This window comes from Streptomyces sp. NPDC059743 (assembly GCF_042732975.1).
Classification (GTDB): Bacteria; Actinomycetota; Actinomycetes; order Streptomycetales; family Streptomycetaceae; genus Streptomyces.
In genome coordinates, this window is record NZ_JBHWGS010000015.1 from 77,550 (window position 1) to 91,289 (window position 13,740).

Consider the following 13,740-nt stretch of genomic DNA (forward strand, 5'->3'; position numbering starts at 1 on the left):
GTCCGGGCCCGTGCACCTCCACGGGCTCCGGCCCAGCCTCGCACAGCGCGCGGCGGGCCCCGGGCGTCAGCGGCCGTCGTAGCCGGCCGTCGGCATCGACATCCTGCGGTGGACACCGGCCTTCATGGCGGCGTCGTAGGGCGGTTCGTCCAGCCCGACGGTCTCCAGCCGTACGCCTCTGCGCTCGCACTCCGCGGCGAAGGCCCGCACCGATGTGAGCGCCCTGTCGAGCACCCGCTCATTGGCGGCGACGAACAGATCCACCAGTCCCGCGTCGACATCCACCCACAGTCCGCGGTGGCTGGGCCGCAGTCCGTAGAGGAGCAGCTGCCTGGTGACGACATAGCCCTTGTCCTCGGCCCAGCGCGCGCACATCGCGTGCTGGCCTCGGGTGTCCACGAGAAAGGGATCCCGGTCGAGCTCCTCCAGCGGGGTCAGGCTGGCGATCGCGGCCACCCGTACATCGTCCATGGCTGTCCGTACGTCGTCCATGGCTGTTCCCCCAACCGCTCCCGCACTCGGCCTCGTCCGCAGACCCTACTCCGAGGGGGCCCTCGGAGGGCAGGCGCGTACCCGGCGGGCAAGGGGCGCGCGGCCAGGCGCATCCGGCCCGCGCGCACGGCTCGCACACAGGGCTCGCGCACTGGGCTGTCGTACTGGGCTGTCGCCATGCCTGCCCGCCCGCGCGCCGGCCACCGTACGCTGAGTGCGGAGATCGCGCCCGGGGCGGGCGGAGGGAGCCGGTGGCCGGAGCCGGCGGGCGTTGCCGAGGTCGGAGCTGAGATCGGGTTGGGAACTGTCATCACCTGGTGGGGCCATGCCACCTGCACGGTCGAGGACTCGGGCGTACGGGTGCTGACGGACCCGCTCTTCGTACGCAGGCTGGCGCATCTGCGCCGCAGGCTCGGGCCCGTACCACCGCCGGAGGCGACGATCGCCGACGCGGTCCTGGTCTCCCATCTCCACTCCGACCATCTCCATCCGCGCTCGCTGAGCCGGCTCACGCCCGGCACACGGCTGATCGTGCCGCGAGGTGCGGACCGGTCCGTTCCGGCGCTGAGACGGCTCGACGCCCGCAGAAATCCGGCCGGGCTGCGGATCACCGAGGTCGTCGCGGGCGACGAGGTGGAGATCGGGAAGCTGCGGGTACGGGCCGTGCCCGCGCGCCACGACGGCCGGCGGCTGCCGCTCGGACCGCACCGCTCCCCCGCGCTCGGCTATGTGATCAGCGGTGAGTCACGGACCTACTTCGCCGGTGACACCGGGCTCTTCGACGGGATGGCGGACGCCGTGGGCCCGGTCGATGTCGCCCTGCTGCCGGTCGGCGGCTGGGGCCCTCATCTCGGTCCTGACCATCTCGATCCAGGGCGCGCGGCACAGGCGCTGGCCCAACTCGCGCCGCGCGCGGCCGTACCGGTGCATTTCGGTACGTACTGGCCGATCGGTCTGGACGGCGTACGGCCGCATGAGTTCTACGCGCCGGGCGACGAGTTCGTACGGAAGGCGGCCCGGCTCGCTCCCGAGGTGGCCGTGCATCTGCTGCGGCACGGCGAGAGCGCGCGCCCGGGAGTGGGTGTGTGATGGTCGGGTTCATATCCCGGCTCGCCGAGCTGCCGCCCGAGTCGACACAGCAGGCCGTCGGTTATCCGTCGGTCTTTCTGCTGGTGACGCTGGGCGCGCTGGTGCCGGTGGTGCCGACGGGCGCGGTGGTGAGTTCGGCGGCGGTGGTGGCGTTCCATCAGACCTCGCCGCTCTCCATGGTCTATGTGTTTCTCGTCGCGGCCTTCGCGGCCTTTCTCGGCGATGTGGCGCTGTACTGGCTGGGAAAGCGCGGCGTCGGCTCGAAGAACGGCTCGCGCTGGCTGGCCGCGCTGCGCCGGCACGCGCCGCCCGACCGGCTGGAGCAGGCCCAGCTCAAGCTGCGGGAGCACGGAGTGACGGTGCTGGTGCTCTCCCGGCTGGTGCCCGCCGGGCGGGTTCCGGTGATGCTGGCCTGTCTGCTGGCGGAGTGGCCGCTGCGGCGGTTCGCCCGTGGCGACATACCGGCCTGTCTGGCCTGGGCGGCGACGTACCAGCTCATCGGGGTGCTCGGCGGTTCGCTCTTCGCCGAGCCCTGGCAGGGCGTGCTCGCCGCGGTGGTACTGACGGTGGTACTGAGCGCCGCTCCGGTGCTCTGGCGCAGAGTCCGGGGCCCGAACCGGGCCGACGGTACGGGCGGCTCCGACCGGACGGGACGGCAGGGTTCGACGGAACGGCAGGGTTCGACGGAACGGCAGGGTTCGACGGAACGGAAGTGCCCCGAGGGACGGCAGGGCCCGGAGGGACAGGAGACGTGAAGCGCGGCCGGAGGAGCCGGTCCGTGCAACGCGCCACCGCGTCGCCGTATCAGCGCGTTGCCGTATCACAGCGTCGCCGCGTCAGCGCAGTTCGGCGAAGGCCGCCGCGAAGTCGGCGAGCGCCCGCTCGACATGCGGCAATTCCAGTGGCTCCGCCGCCCTGAGGGACTCCAGACGGCGCTCCGGATCCGCGCCGAGCAGCGCCGCCGTCGACAGACGTACGCGCAACGCGCCCAGTTCGTCCCCGAACCGGTGGCCGCCCGGCACGGGAGTCCCGAGACGCCCGCTGAGATGGTTCTCCAGCTCCATGGAGTCGGTGACACCACGCTCCGCCAGCCGCGCGCGGAGCGGCCCGAGGTCGGCGTAGAGATGACGGCCCGCCTCCGGTGGCCTGGCGAAGGCGCCGGAGGCGAGGACCGCGCGGTGGGCAGCCACGGCGACCGTCCCGTACAGCTCGGCCGTGTCCCGTGTCCGCCGGATCACCGTCACCGGCTCGTCGAGCGCGAGCGCGGCGGCTCCGGCCACGGGCCCGGCGACCAGCGCGCCGAGCGCGGTGAGGATGTCGAGCGTCCTGGCCCGCAGGGCGGCTCCCTCCTCGGTGGCGGGACAGCGGGCGACGGCCATCGGCCAGGCGGCCGGAAGGAGTGAGCCCGCCGTGTCAAGGACGACGACGACCTCGTCGGGCCACATCTCCGCCGGGCTGAACAGCACGGTCTCATGCGGTCGGAAGAGGGTGTCGCGCCAGGTCTCGTCGCTGATGATGTGCAGCCCTTCCCCGACCGCCGCCTCGCATGCCTCATGGACCAGTTCGGGCGGCGCGACGGTGGCGGTGGGATCGTCGGCGGGACAGAGCAGCAGCACCCTGGGGATACCGCCCTCGGCGCGTAGTCTGCGGACCGTCTCCAGCAGGGCGTACGGATCGGGCACTCCGCCCGCCTCCGCCGAGGTCGGCACCTGGTAGGCGGGCCGACCCAGCAGCCGCGCCTGCGGGGCCCACCAGGCGGGACAGGGCCGTGGCATCAGCACGTCTCCGTCGTACGCGGCGAGCAGTGCGAACAGCAGCGGCTGGCCGCCGGGCGCCGCCACCACGCTGTCGGGACCGCCGTGCAGCCCGCGCCGCGACCAGTAGCCGCACGCCGCCTGCCGCAGGACCGCGCCACCGCCGGGCGGCTCCGGCTCGGTCCGTACGGCGGCTCCGGCGCACGCGTCGGCCAGCTCGGGCAGGGCGGGCAGGCCCGCCTCGGGGACGGGCGGCGCGAACCGGACGGGCACGCGGCCCTCAGAAGCTGTCCGCCGCCGCATACCGCCACCTCCCGCAGTCGTCCGCCGTAGGGGCTTTGCGCCTTTTGATCCCTCTATACAGAGTTATACGGGTTACGGCTCGGCACACGCCCGTGCGGCTGTCCGTGGATGGGTGGGCGGATATGCGGTGGACAGGTCCGGATCACCCGGCCGAGGATCGCGCCATGGACGCTCGATTCTTCCTGGAGACACCTCGGCTGCGGCTGCGTTCCCTCACCGAGAGCGACCTCGACCATGTGGTCGCCCTCGACAACGATCCGGGCGTACGGCGGTTCATCGACGCCGGCCGGCCGGTCTCCTCCGACACCGTCCGCCGCGAGACCCTGCCACGGCTGCTCGGGCGCGGCTTCTGGGCCGCCGAGGAGAGCGCGACGGGCGAGTGGCTGGGCTGGTTCTCGCTGGAGCCGGAGAGCGAACCCGGCTGGGACGTGGTCGAGTTGGGATACCGGCTGCGCCGCTCGGCCTGGGGACACGGCTATGCCACCGAGGCCGCCCGCGCGCTGGTCGACAAGGCGTTCACCGAGCTCGGTACGGAGCGGGTGACCGCGCAGACGATGACGGTCAACAGCGCGTCCCGGCGTGTGCTGGAGAAGACCGGACTCCGTTATGTCCGCACCTTCTTCGAGGAGTGGCCGGAGACGATCGAAGGATCCGAACAGGGCGATGTGGCGTACGCGCTCACCCGGGAGCAGTGGGCGCGCTCGAACCGGCCGGAGCCGCCGCAGACCGAATAGCGAGACGCAGGTCTCACCATCCGACATCGCGGCGTACCGTGGCCGGACCACTTCGCGAGAGGAAGTCCGGCCATGCCGAAGGAGACCGCCGTCTATACCCACGGACACCACGAGTCCGTGCTGCGCTCGCACCGCTGGCGTACCGCCGCCAACTCCGCCGCGTATCTCCTGCCCGAACTGCGGCCCGGACAGGACGTACTGGATGTGGGCTGCGGTCCCGGCACCATCACCGCCGATCTGGCCGCGCTCGTCGCGCCGACGGGAACGGTGACGGCGGTCGACGCCTCCGAGTCCGTTCTCGACCAGGCACGGGAGACGGCGGCAGCGGCAGGCGCGGACCATGTCCGCTTCGCGGTCGCCGATGTCCACGCACTGGACTTTCCCGATGCTTCCTTCGACATCGTCCACGCCCATCAGGTCCTCCAGCATGTCGGCGATCCCGTACGGGCCCTGAGCGAGATGCGCCGGGTGTGCAGGCCGGGCGGTGTCGTTGCGGCGCGTGACGCGGATTACGGAGCCTTCACCTGGTTTCCCGCCGTCCCTGGGCTGGACGGCTGGCAGGAGCTGTACCGCGAGGTGGCGCGCGCCAACGGCGGTGAGCCGGACGCCGGACGGCGGCTGCTCTCCTGGGCACGGCGCGCCGGCTTCACCGACATCACCGCGACCGCGACGAACTGGTGCTTCGCCACGCCCGACGCGCGCGCCTGGTGGAGCGGGCTGTGGGCGGACCGTACGACGGCCTCGCGCTATGGCGAACTGGCGGTCGGCGGCGGACACGCGACACGCGCCCGGCTGGCTGAGATCGCGGAGGCCTGGCGGGAGTGGGGCGCCGACGAGGACGGCTGGTTCATGGTCCCGCACGGCGAGATCCTCTGCCGCGTCTGAGCCGTCGCCCATGCGCTGCTCTTCCGCAGTCCTCGCGCCGCCCATGGGCCGCCCTTTCGCCGCCCTTTCGCCGCCCTTTCGCCGCCCTTTTCGCCGCCCTCTCACTGCCCGAATCGATCTCCTGTCCCGGCGTCGCCAACTAACCTGATCCGTATGGAAATCCTGGGAACCACGTTGCGCATCTGCGTCGACGACCTGGACCGCTCGGTGGTGTTCTACGAACGACTCACCGGAAGTTCCGCGCTCCGCTACGAGCGCGGCGGAGTCTCGGTCGCGGCTGTCGGCTGCTTCCTTCTGATGAGCGGCCCCGCGTCCGAGCTCGATGTCCTGCGCAAGGTCACGGCGACCATCGCCGTCAAGGATGTGGACGAGGCGGTCACGACTCTCACCGGAGTCGGTGCCCAGGTCCTCGTGGGTCCGGTGCCGACTCCGGTGGGCCGCAATCTGATCGCCGTACATCCCGACGGTTCGATCTTCGAGTACGTGGACCGCAGAGCCATCCAGAACTGACGACCGGCCCCGACCAGCTGACCGGCCGACCGGTCAGGTCGGGCCGGCGAGTTCAGCCCTTCGGCCGCATCCGGTACTCGTACGCGTCCGGCAGCGGATCGTCCGTCAGCGCCGCCCACACCTCGCCGAGCGTCTCGGCGCCCTCCCGCAGGTCCGGCACCTCGAAACCGGCGTCGAAGACCGCGCGGGCCGCCGCCTTGTCGCCCTCGGCGAGCAGCAGTTGGGCCTCCACGAGCCGGAAGGCACCGCGCCGCCGTACCTGCGACGGCAGCCCGGTCCCAGGCCGCGCGCGCCTCGGCGGTACGGTCCGCCGCGAGCAGCGCCGGGATCGCCTCGCGGGCGAGCGAGACGATCGCGGCCGTCCACGCGCCGGTGTCGTTCCCTTCGGCGAGACCGCTCTCCTGGCAGAGGTCGTCGAAGGCCGCCGCGTAGTGGTCGGCGGCGCGGCCCGGGTGTCCGCCCTGCCGGTCGGCGACGGCGAGGCAGCGCAACAGCGGCCATCGCGAGGTCGCCCGGCGCAGCCCGCGCTCCCAGCTCCGTACGGCCTGGGCCAGATCTCCGGCGTGCCACTGCGCGACACCGAGGTGGTACTCGGTGAGCGGTTCGTCCAGGGCGGTCTCCAGCATGTCCCGCCAGTGCGGCGCCACCAGCGTGGGCCCGGGCGGTACGGCGGTGTCCGGCGCCGGCAGCATGCCGGTGGTCAGCAGCTCCACCCAGGGCTCCTGCTCCGCGCCGAGCGTGGACTCCTCGAAGGGCGTGCCCGGAAGCTTGTACCCGGCGCGCAGCACTTCCAGCGCGCCCCAGCCGGAGCCGGCCGCGAGCCGCTCGCCCGGTTCGGTGTCGGCGTACGGCAGCCATGCCGTGTACGCGGCGTCGACGTCCGCGCGCGGGAGCGCCGCTTCGAGCCGGTCCGTGACCTCGCCGCGGGCCGTGTCCCAGTCGTCCGCGTGGACGGCCTCCGGATCCGCCGCGAGCGGTCCGTACGCCTCCAGCCAGCTCAACTCGCCCTCGGCTTCGAGCGGGATGTGTTCGAGCTGGGTACGGGCGAGGCCGGCCTGGATCTCCGCGTATCCCGGTGTGCCCGGCTCGGTCAGCCACCGCTGCCAGTTGCGCCCGCCGCGGCCCGTGCCCCACAGGAACAGCTTGCGCCCGCGCAGTGTGTCGGTCGATGTCTGTACGAGGCCCGTGCCGCGCGCGTCGAGCGAGGCGATCCACTTCCGTGCGCCGGCGGGCACCTCGTAGAAGTAGTCGGCCGGGAACTCGGCGCGCGTGGAGTACGTATGGTCCGCGCCGCCGGGCTCCGCCACCGGTACCGGCACCTCGCGCAGCCTGCGCTCGTATCCGAAGTGCCAGGCCGACTCCGCCGGTGCGAGCACCCGCGTTCCCTCGCCCTCCTCGACCGCGATGTTGGACCACCAGTAGACGGGCGCGGTCCGTTCATGGGGATTGCGGATCCGTACGCCGGCGTAGAGGAAGTCGGAGCCGTCGGGCAGCCACAGATCCACCTGGAACGGCAGATCGCGCAGCCGCTCCCACTCCCAGAGCCTGAGCATCTCGCCACCGTCGGGAGCGGGTACGAGCGCGGCGTGCACCGGTGCGCAGGAGAGGGTGGTGTGGCCGGTGGCGCCGATGTTCCACTCGATGCCACCGGAGAACCAGGCCCCGCTGAGCGCGAAACAGGCGGGCTGCAACACCGGGTTGCGGTAGACCAGTTCACGCCCGGTCGGCTTGTGGTGGAGCGAGTGGATCCGGCCGCCGAGACCGGGCAGCACGGTGGCCCGCAGCCGGTCGTTCTCGATCACGATCGCGTCGATACCGGTCTCACGGCGCTCCCGTCCGTAACCGTCCAGAATCCGGACGGGCAGCGGCGTGCGCAGCGGCTCGTAGCCGATCTGCCGCGCCATGTCGCCCGGCAGTTTCCTTCTGTCGCGTTCGTCGACCGTGTGCGCCTCGTCGAGGGTCCGCAGGGCCGGCAGCGGATTCTCCGGCCCCAAGGGGGCGGCGGGCAGGGTCAGTACGGCACGTCGCACGGTCGTGGCCACGGCAACCTCGCTTCGTTCACACGGGCGGCCGACAGCCCCTTCGGCCGACGGCCCGATGACCATGGAACACGGCGAAGGCCCAACTGACCAGGGTGACTCGGCGCGCCGGGCCTCGCGTCACCCGGCGCGTCAGGCGTCGCTTCCGTGGCCGAGGTGGTCTCCGGAGTGGTCGTCGCCGAAGGCGCCCACGATCAGATCCGTGAGCAGCGCGCCCGCCGTTCCTTCCGGGTCGAGGTCCGGATCGTAGATCGTCACATTGAGGCCCGCACAGCGCTCCGAGCGCACCAAGGTCCGCAGCAGTACGGCGAGTTCGCCGGGCAGCAGACCGCCCGGGTCCGGGCTGTCGACCGCGGGCATGACCTCCGGATCGAGCACATCCGCGTCCAGATGGACCCAGAATCCCTCGGTGACCGGTGTCTCCAGTGTCCGGAGCACGGCTCCCGCCATCTCCGCCACGCCCCATTCGCGCAGCTCGCCGACGGTCGCGGTGGGAATGGGAATCCTCAGCCGGGCAAGCTCCTCGCGGTCCGTGTCGTAGTCCCTGATCCCGAAGACCCGTACGTCCTCGTCGCGCAGATACGGCCGCAGTCCCTCCAGATCGGTCAGATCGCGCTGGCCGCGTCCGGTGCCGATCGCCAGCTCCTCGCCGCCCGCCGCGCCGATACGCCCGGAGTTGCCCGGGTGCCGGAAGTCCGCCGAACCGTCGATGGCGGCCAGGCCGTACCGCCCGATCCGGCGCAGCGCGAGCGACGCGCCGAGCTGGATGGAACAGTCGCCGCCCAGCACCACCGGGAAGTCCTTGGCCCTGACATGGTGCTCGATCCGGTCGGCGAGCCGAGGTGTGTAGCGGGCGATGGCAGCCGCGTTGAAGACGCCGTCGCCCTCCTTCCAGTCGCCGCGGTCATAACGCGGCGGGACGACGACACCGCCCTCGAAGGCGCCGAGCCGCTGGACGATCCGCTGCTCACGCAGGGCGCCCGCGAGCTTGTAACAGCCCGGCACCACACCAGGCGCCGGAGGGCGTAGCCCCAGGTTGGACGGGGCGTCGATCACCACGATATTCCGCATGCGGACCATCCTCGCCGCCGTATTCTCCCTCTCCAAGAGGTTTCGGTGAGAGCGGAAGCAAGAACGGAAGGCGGGCGGCGGGATGACCACACGGCATACCTACCGAGTGATCGTGCGAGGGACGTTCGAAGGGCTGACGGACGGAACGAGGGCCCGGCTGCTCGGTGAGGTGGACCGGCACGGTCTGACGGAGATGCGGTTCACCCCGGAGGGCTCGCTCACCTATGACCGGACGCTGAGGCACTTCAGCTACCGGTATGTGGTCGTCTCGGACGCGGCGGACGGCGAGGAGATGGCGGGAGCGCTCGCCGAGGACCGTGCCGAGACGGCGCTGAAGACACTGGGATACGGCCATGGCGAGCTGCGGTCCACCGTGACCGACATGGACACCATGAAGATCAACCGCAAGGGCCGCTGACCGGTCCGAGCCTTTCGGTGACTTGTACGGGCTCGCTGTACGGGCTCGGCTCAGCACCTGGCCAGGTCGATACGGAGTCAGGTCGGCGCGGAGTCAGGTCAGCGCGGGCACCTCCAGGGTGAGAGTGCCGCTCTCGGCGTCCAGGACCGCCGGCACGCCCAGCGGCATGGTCAGTGTCGACTCTCCATGGCCGAAGCCCAGCTCCTCCACGACCGGTACGCCCAGCCCGCCCAGCCGGTCGAGGAACAGCGTCCGTACGGCGTCGTACGGACCGCACTCCGTCCAGGATCCGAGCGCGACGCCCGCGACGCCGTCCAGCCAGCCGGAGCGTACGAGCTGGGTGAGGACACGGTCGAGGCGGTACGGCTCCTCACCCACGTCCTCGATCAGCAGCAGGCCACCGGCCGCCGAGGGACGCCCGTACGGAGTACCGAGATCGGCGGCGAGCAGGCTGACACAGCCGCCGAGCGTGACGCCACGGGCCCGGCCGGGAACGAGCGGGCGGGCCGTGTCCCGGCCCAGGGTCCGTACCGACTCGGGCTCGAAGAGCGTGGCGCGCAGCGACTCCTGAGTGGTGGCCTCCTTGAGGAAACCCACGGTGGCGACCATCGGGCCGTGCAGGGTCGCGAGGCCCATCCGCCGGGCGAACGCCTCGTGCAGCGCGGTGATGTCGCTGTAGCCGACGAAGACCTTGGGGCCCGCCGCCCGCATCGCCGTCCAGTCGAGCAGATCGGCCATGCGCTGGACCCCGTAGCCGCCGCGCGCGCAGAGCACCGCGGAGACGGACGGATCGCACCACGCCTCCTGGAGATCGCGGGCGCGGTCCTCGTCCGTGCCCGCGAGATAACCGAGCTGAGGATGGACGTCCAGGACATGCGGGGCGACAACGGGATCGAGGTCCCAGCCGCGCAGGATGTCGAGCCCCGCTTCGAGCCGGTCCGGCGGGACGGGCCCGCTGGGCGCCACCACCGCGACCTTGGCCCCGGGACGCAGCCGCGCGGGCCTGGTCAGCGGCAGCAGTCGCGCACGCGAGGACGCCGACCTCTGAGATGTGGCGGTCACTTCATCAGCTCCAGCCTCGGGATATCGGTTCGGTCGATGCCGAAGGTCCGCGCGTACAGCGACAGTTCGGCCTCCAGCGCGCGAATCATGGTGTCGGCCCTGCGGAAGCCATGGCCCTCTCCCTCGAAGGCTATGTACGCGTGCGGGATTCCACGTCCGGCCGTCCGGTCCAGGAACCGCTCGCACTGCGCGGGCGGACAGATCACATCGTCCAGCCCTTGGAGCAGCAGGAAGGGCGCGGTGATCCGGTCGACGTTGTACAGCGGCGAACGCTCGCGGTAACGGTCGGGAACCTCGGCGAGCGGTCCGATCAGCGACTCCAGATACTGCGACTCGAAGTCATGCGTCTCGTCCGTCGCCCAGCCGAGCAGATCGAGGATCGGATAGATGATCGTGCCGCAGGCGTAGACATCCGTGGTGGTGAGCGAAGCCGCCGCCGTCCAGCCGCCCGCGCTGCCGCCCCGTACGGCGAGTCTGGCCCGGTCCGCGGTGCCCTCCGCGGCGAGCGCCTCGGCAACGGCCGCGCAGTCCTCGACATCGACCACTCCCCACTGCTCGCGCAGCCGCTCGCGGTAGGCCCGGCCGTAGCCGGTGGAACCGCCGTAGTTGACCTCGGCGACACCGATACCTCGCGAGGTGAAGTAGGCGATCTCCAGATCGAGGACGAGCGGCACCTGACTGGTGGGTCCGCCATGGGCCCAGATCACATAGGGCGGCAGTTCGCCGTCGGGCGCGCGGTGGCCCGGATGGTGCGGCGGATAGACATGGGCGTGGATCTCACGGCCTCCGGGCCCGGTGAACGTACGGGCCTGGGGCTCGGGATAGTACGCGGCGTCCACCGCGTCCCGGTGCTCCGCGCCGATCACCCGGGCGCGGCCGGTGGCGGTGTCCAGCTCCACGATCTCGTACGCGCTGCGCGGACTCGCGGCGACACCGATCACCCGGTCGCCCTGCACGGCCAGGGTCGGCGCCCATGCCGTCCAGGGCCCGACGGCGTCGACCAGTTCGCCGGTCGCCGGATCGAGAATGCCGAGCGCGGTGGTGCCTGTGCCGTGCAGGACGGCGATCAGCCCGTTCTCCATGGGATGGAACCACTGGAGGCCGATCTTCCAGAGTGGTCCGCCGAACTCCTCCCGCCGGCCGGGACAGAGGCCGGCGCTCGGGATGACGTCCGGCGCTCCGTCCGGGCCCGGGCCCTGTCCGAGCGCGTCGAGCCGGATGCGCTGGAGCTCCCACCAGCCGCTGACGTCGGAGACGAAGAGCAGTGAGCCGTCCGGCGCCCAGTCGACCTGCGCGACCGATTCGTACGTATCCCCGACCACCGGCCTGACCTCCATGAACGGGCCGGTCTCCGTCACCTCGGCCAGCATCACCACCGTGCCGTCCCAGGGCATCTGCGGATGGTCCCAGGCGAGCCAGGCGGCATGGCGTCCGTCGGGCGAGAGCCGGGGCCCGGTGAGAAAGCGGTGCCGGTCGTCGGACAGCTCCCGTACCGCGGAGCGGTCCTCGGCGGCCGAGCCGTCCAGCGGGACGGCCGCGATCACCCGCCGTACATCGGTGGGCCCTTCGCCGGTGAACTCCTCCAGCACGCACCAGACTTCACCGCGGTCCAGGAGCAGCCGCGGATCGGCCCAGCGCAGTCCGCCGCCGGTCGCCGACACCGGGGTGAGCGGCCGTGGCCCGTCGGCGCCGTCCGGCTCGTAGGCGTACAGCCGCTGGTCCGGGAAGTGGACGAAGACGACCAGCGGGCCTCTGTCGGGCCGGGTGACACCGGCCCAGGGCAGACCGCCGTACTCGATCACGCGGCTGCGGACATTCCAGGGAGCCGGCAGCACCGACTCCTCGCGGCCGTCCGTCCGCCGCCGCACCAGTGCGCGCCGGCCCTCCTCCGCCGGACGCGGCTCCGTCCACCACACCTCGTCACCGACCGTCCCCACATACTCGGGGCGCCCGTCGTGCGAGGCGGCCAGCGTGGCGTCGATCGGCGACGGCCACGTCCCGTAGGCGTCCACGGACCGTGTGATCGGCATCGTCAGGGCTCCTAAGCGGATTTCAGATAGTGGTCGAGGACACGGACGCCGAAGTGCAGCGCCGAGACGGGCACCCGCTCGTCCACTCCGTGGAAGAGCGCCTGATAGTCGAAGCCGGGAGGCAGCTTGAGCGGCGAGAAGCCATAGCCGGTGATCCCGAGCCGGGAGAACTGCTTGGCGTCCGTCCCGCCGGACATGCAGTACGGCACGACATGTCCGTCCGGATCGAAGCGCTCGACGGCGGCGCGCAGCTTGGCGAAGGTCGGTGAGTCGACCGGCGCCTGGAGCGCGACCTCACGGTGGTGGAACTCCCACTCCACATCCGGTCCGGTGAGCTGGTCCAGGGTGGTGCGGAACTCCTCCTCGCCGCCGGGCACCATCCGCCCGTCGACATAGGCGATGGCCTGACCCGGAATCACATTGACCTTGTAACCGGCCTCCAGGACGGTCGGATTGGTGCTGTTCCTTATCGTCGGCTCGACCAGCGCGGCGGCCGGGCCGAGCTTGCCCAGCAGCCCGTCCGGGTCGAAGCCCTCAGCATGGACATCGACGTGTATCCCGTACAGCGCGGCGAGTTCGGCGAGGGCCGCCCGCACCGTCGGGGTGAGCCTGACCGGCCAGGGATGCTCGCTGATCCTGGCGACGGCGGCGGCGAGTCTGCTGACCGCGTTGGCGCGGTTCACCTTGGAGCCGTGGCCGGCCCTGCCATGGGCGGTGAGCTTCAGCCAGCCGGTGCCTCGCTCTCCCGCGGCGATCGGATAGAGCGCCATACCAGGCCCCGCGTGGAAGGTGAAGGCGCCGGATTCGCTGATGCCCTCGGTGCAGCCCTCGAACAGTTCGGCGTGCCGCTCGGCGAGAAAGCCCGAGCCGTCGGCGGCGCTGGCCTCCTCGTCGGCGGTGTAGGCGATCACGATGTCCCGGCGCGGCCGGACTCCCGATCTGGCCCAGGCCCGCACGACCGACAGGACCATCGCGTCCATGTTCTTCATGTCGACCGCGCCACGGCCCCACACCACACCGTCCCTGACCTCGCCGGAGAACGGATGCGAGGTCCAGTCGGCGGGCTCCGCGGGCACGACGTCGAGATGGCCGTGGACGAGGAGCGCGTCGGCGGACGGGTCCGTGCCCTCGATCCTGGCGACCACATTGGTGCGGCCGGGAGTCCGCTCCAGCAGCGTCGGTTCGATTCCCGCGTCGGCGAGACGCTCGGCGACATACTCGGCCGCGGGCCGCTCCCGGCAGTCCCCACCGCCTCTGTTGGTGGTGTCGATACGGATGAGTTCCGAGGTGAAGGTGACCACCTCGTCGAACGCCGCCGTATCAGGAGCCACACTCGTGTCGATGGGCGTCATG

12 protein-coding genes and 1 pseudogene are annotated in these 13,740 nt (G+C 71.6%); 6 read left to right on the forward strand and 7 right to left on the reverse strand.

Translation table 11 applies throughout. The features are described from left to right. Positions 1-66: 66 nt before the first annotated feature. Positions 67-471 (reverse strand): hypothetical protein, encoded by a 405-nt coding sequence (locus ACFV6H_RS25930; RefSeq protein ID WP_384786677.1) that lies wholly within the window; start codon positions 469-471, stop codon positions 67-69. 318 nt (positions 472-789) lie between these two features. Here ACFV6H_RS25930 and ACFV6H_RS25935 point away from each other — a divergent pair, with 318 nt between their 5' ends. Together ACFV6H_RS25935 and ACFV6H_RS25940 are read left to right on the forward strand one after the other, a co-directional pair. Continuing rightward, positions 790-1,581, forward strand: a complete 792-nt coding sequence (locus tag ACFV6H_RS25935) for an MBL fold metallo-hydrolase (RefSeq protein ID WP_385546384.1) — start codon at positions 790-792, stop codon at positions 1,579-1,581. Continuing rightward, on the forward strand, positions 1,581-2,336 hold the full coding sequence (locus ACFV6H_RS25940; RefSeq protein ID WP_385546387.1) for a DedA family protein: 756 nt from the start codon (positions 1,581-1,583) through the stop codon (positions 2,334-2,336). The genes ACFV6H_RS25935 and ACFV6H_RS25940 overlap by 1 nt, the downstream gene beginning before the upstream one ends. A gap of 81 nt (positions 2,337-2,417) precedes the next feature. Here the strand turns inward: ACFV6H_RS25940 and ACFV6H_RS25945 are convergent, their stop codons facing one another. Continuing rightward, the gene (locus ACFV6H_RS25945; RefSeq protein WP_385546390.1) at positions 2,418-3,638 is read right to left on the reverse strand and encodes an aminotransferase class I/II-fold pyridoxal phosphate-dependent enzyme; all 1,221 of its coding nucleotides are present in this window, start codon (positions 3,636-3,638) and stop codon (positions 2,418-2,420) included. Between the two features lie 164 nt (positions 3,639-3,802). Between ACFV6H_RS25945 and ACFV6H_RS25950 the strand changes: the two genes are divergently transcribed. The 3 genes from ACFV6H_RS25950 to ACFV6H_RS25960 all read left to right on the forward strand — a co-directional run bounded on the left by ACFV6H_RS25950 (position 3,803) and on the right by ACFV6H_RS25960 (position 5,767). Further along, positions 3,803-4,372 carry a GNAT family N-acetyltransferase gene (locus ACFV6H_RS25950; RefSeq protein ID WP_385546393.1) on the forward strand — a complete coding sequence of 190 codons (570 nt, stop codon included), beginning with the start codon at positions 3,803-3,805 and terminating at the stop codon, positions 4,370-4,372. A 72-nt stretch (positions 4,373-4,444) separates the two neighbouring features. After that, positions 4,445-5,257, forward strand: a complete 813-nt coding sequence (locus ACFV6H_RS25955; protein WP_385546396.1) for a methyltransferase domain-containing protein — start codon at positions 4,445-4,447, stop codon at positions 5,255-5,257. A gap of 153 nt (positions 5,258-5,410) precedes the next feature. Next, on the forward strand, positions 5,411-5,767 hold the full coding sequence (locus tag ACFV6H_RS25960) for a VOC family protein (RefSeq protein ID WP_093604615.1): 357 nt from the start codon (positions 5,411-5,413) through the stop codon (positions 5,765-5,767). Positions 5,768-5,819: 52 nt separating this feature from the next. On the opposite strand, the pseudogene ACFV6H_RS25965 reads toward ACFV6H_RS25960, so the two are convergent. Continuing rightward, positions 5,820-7,809: pseudogene (locus ACFV6H_RS25965) on the reverse strand (DUF5107 domain-containing protein). 129 nt (positions 7,810-7,938) lie between these two features. After that, positions 7,939-8,877, reverse strand: a complete 939-nt coding sequence (locus ACFV6H_RS25970; protein WP_385546401.1) for an arginase family protein — start codon at positions 8,875-8,877, stop codon at positions 7,939-7,941. Positions 8,878-8,959: 82 nt separating this feature from the next. Between ACFV6H_RS25970 and ACFV6H_RS25975 the strand changes: the two genes are divergently transcribed. Then, a complete protein-coding gene (locus ACFV6H_RS25975) occupies positions 8,960-9,295 on the forward strand; it encodes a DUF6204 family protein (protein WP_384786402.1) in 336 nt (111 codons plus the stop codon). Positions 9,296-9,388: 93 nt separating this feature from the next. On the opposite strand, the gene ACFV6H_RS25980 is transcribed toward ACFV6H_RS25975, so the two are convergent. Genes ACFV6H_RS25980 through ACFV6H_RS25990 form a run of 3 tightly spaced genes read right to left on the reverse strand, consistent with a single transcriptional unit; the run spans position 9,389 to position 13,739 of the window. Continuing rightward, positions 9,389-10,315, reverse strand: coding sequence for an LD-carboxypeptidase (locus ACFV6H_RS25980; protein WP_385546711.1), 927 nt, complete (start codon positions 10,313-10,315; stop codon positions 9,389-9,391). 38 nt (positions 10,316-10,353) lie between these two features. Next, positions 10,354-12,387, reverse strand: a complete 2,034-nt coding sequence (locus ACFV6H_RS25985; RefSeq protein WP_385546404.1) for a prolyl oligopeptidase family serine peptidase — start codon at positions 12,385-12,387, stop codon at positions 10,354-10,356. Between the two features lie 11 nt (positions 12,388-12,398). Further along, positions 12,399-13,739, reverse strand: a complete 1,341-nt coding sequence (locus ACFV6H_RS25990) for a M20/M25/M40 family metallo-hydrolase (RefSeq protein WP_384986731.1) — start codon at positions 13,737-13,739, stop codon at positions 12,399-12,401. Between the last annotated feature and the right edge of the window lies 1 nt (position 13,740).

Coding starts and splice junctions, on each gene's coding strand:
- ACFV6H_RS25940 (WP_385546387.1), top strand. CDS start 1,581: ATGGTCGGGTTCATATCCCGGCTCGCCGAGCTGCCGCCCGAGTCGACA.
- ACFV6H_RS25970 (WP_385546401.1), bottom strand. CDS start 8,877: ATGCGGAATATCGTGGTGATCGACGCCCCGTCCAACCTGGGGCTACGC.
- ACFV6H_RS25955 (WP_385546396.1), top strand. CDS start 4,445: ATGCCGAAGGAGACCGCCGTCTATACCCACGGACACCACGAGTCCGTG.
- ACFV6H_RS25950 (WP_385546393.1), top strand. CDS start 3,803: ATGGACGCTCGATTCTTCCTGGAGACACCTCGGCTGCGGCTGCGTTCC.
- ACFV6H_RS25985 (WP_385546404.1), bottom strand. CDS start 12,387: ATGCCGATCACACGGTCCGTGGACGCCTACGGGACGTGGCCGTCGCCG.
- ACFV6H_RS25990 (WP_384986731.1), bottom strand. CDS start 13,739: ATGACGCCCATCGACACGAGTGTGGCTCCTGATACGGCGGCGTTCGAC.
- ACFV6H_RS25960 (WP_093604615.1), top strand. CDS start 5,411: ATGGAAATCCTGGGAACCACGTTGCGCATCTGCGTCGACGACCTGGAC.
- ACFV6H_RS25930 (WP_384786677.1), bottom strand. CDS start 471: ATGGACGATGTACGGGTGGCCGCGATCGCCAGCCTGACCCCGCTGGAG.
- ACFV6H_RS25945 (WP_385546390.1), bottom strand. CDS start 3,638: ATGCGGCGGCGGACAGCTTCTGAGGGCCGCGTGCCCGTCCGGTTCGCG.
- ACFV6H_RS25975 (WP_384786402.1), top strand. CDS start 8,960: ATGACCACACGGCATACCTACCGAGTGATCGTGCGAGGGACGTTCGAA.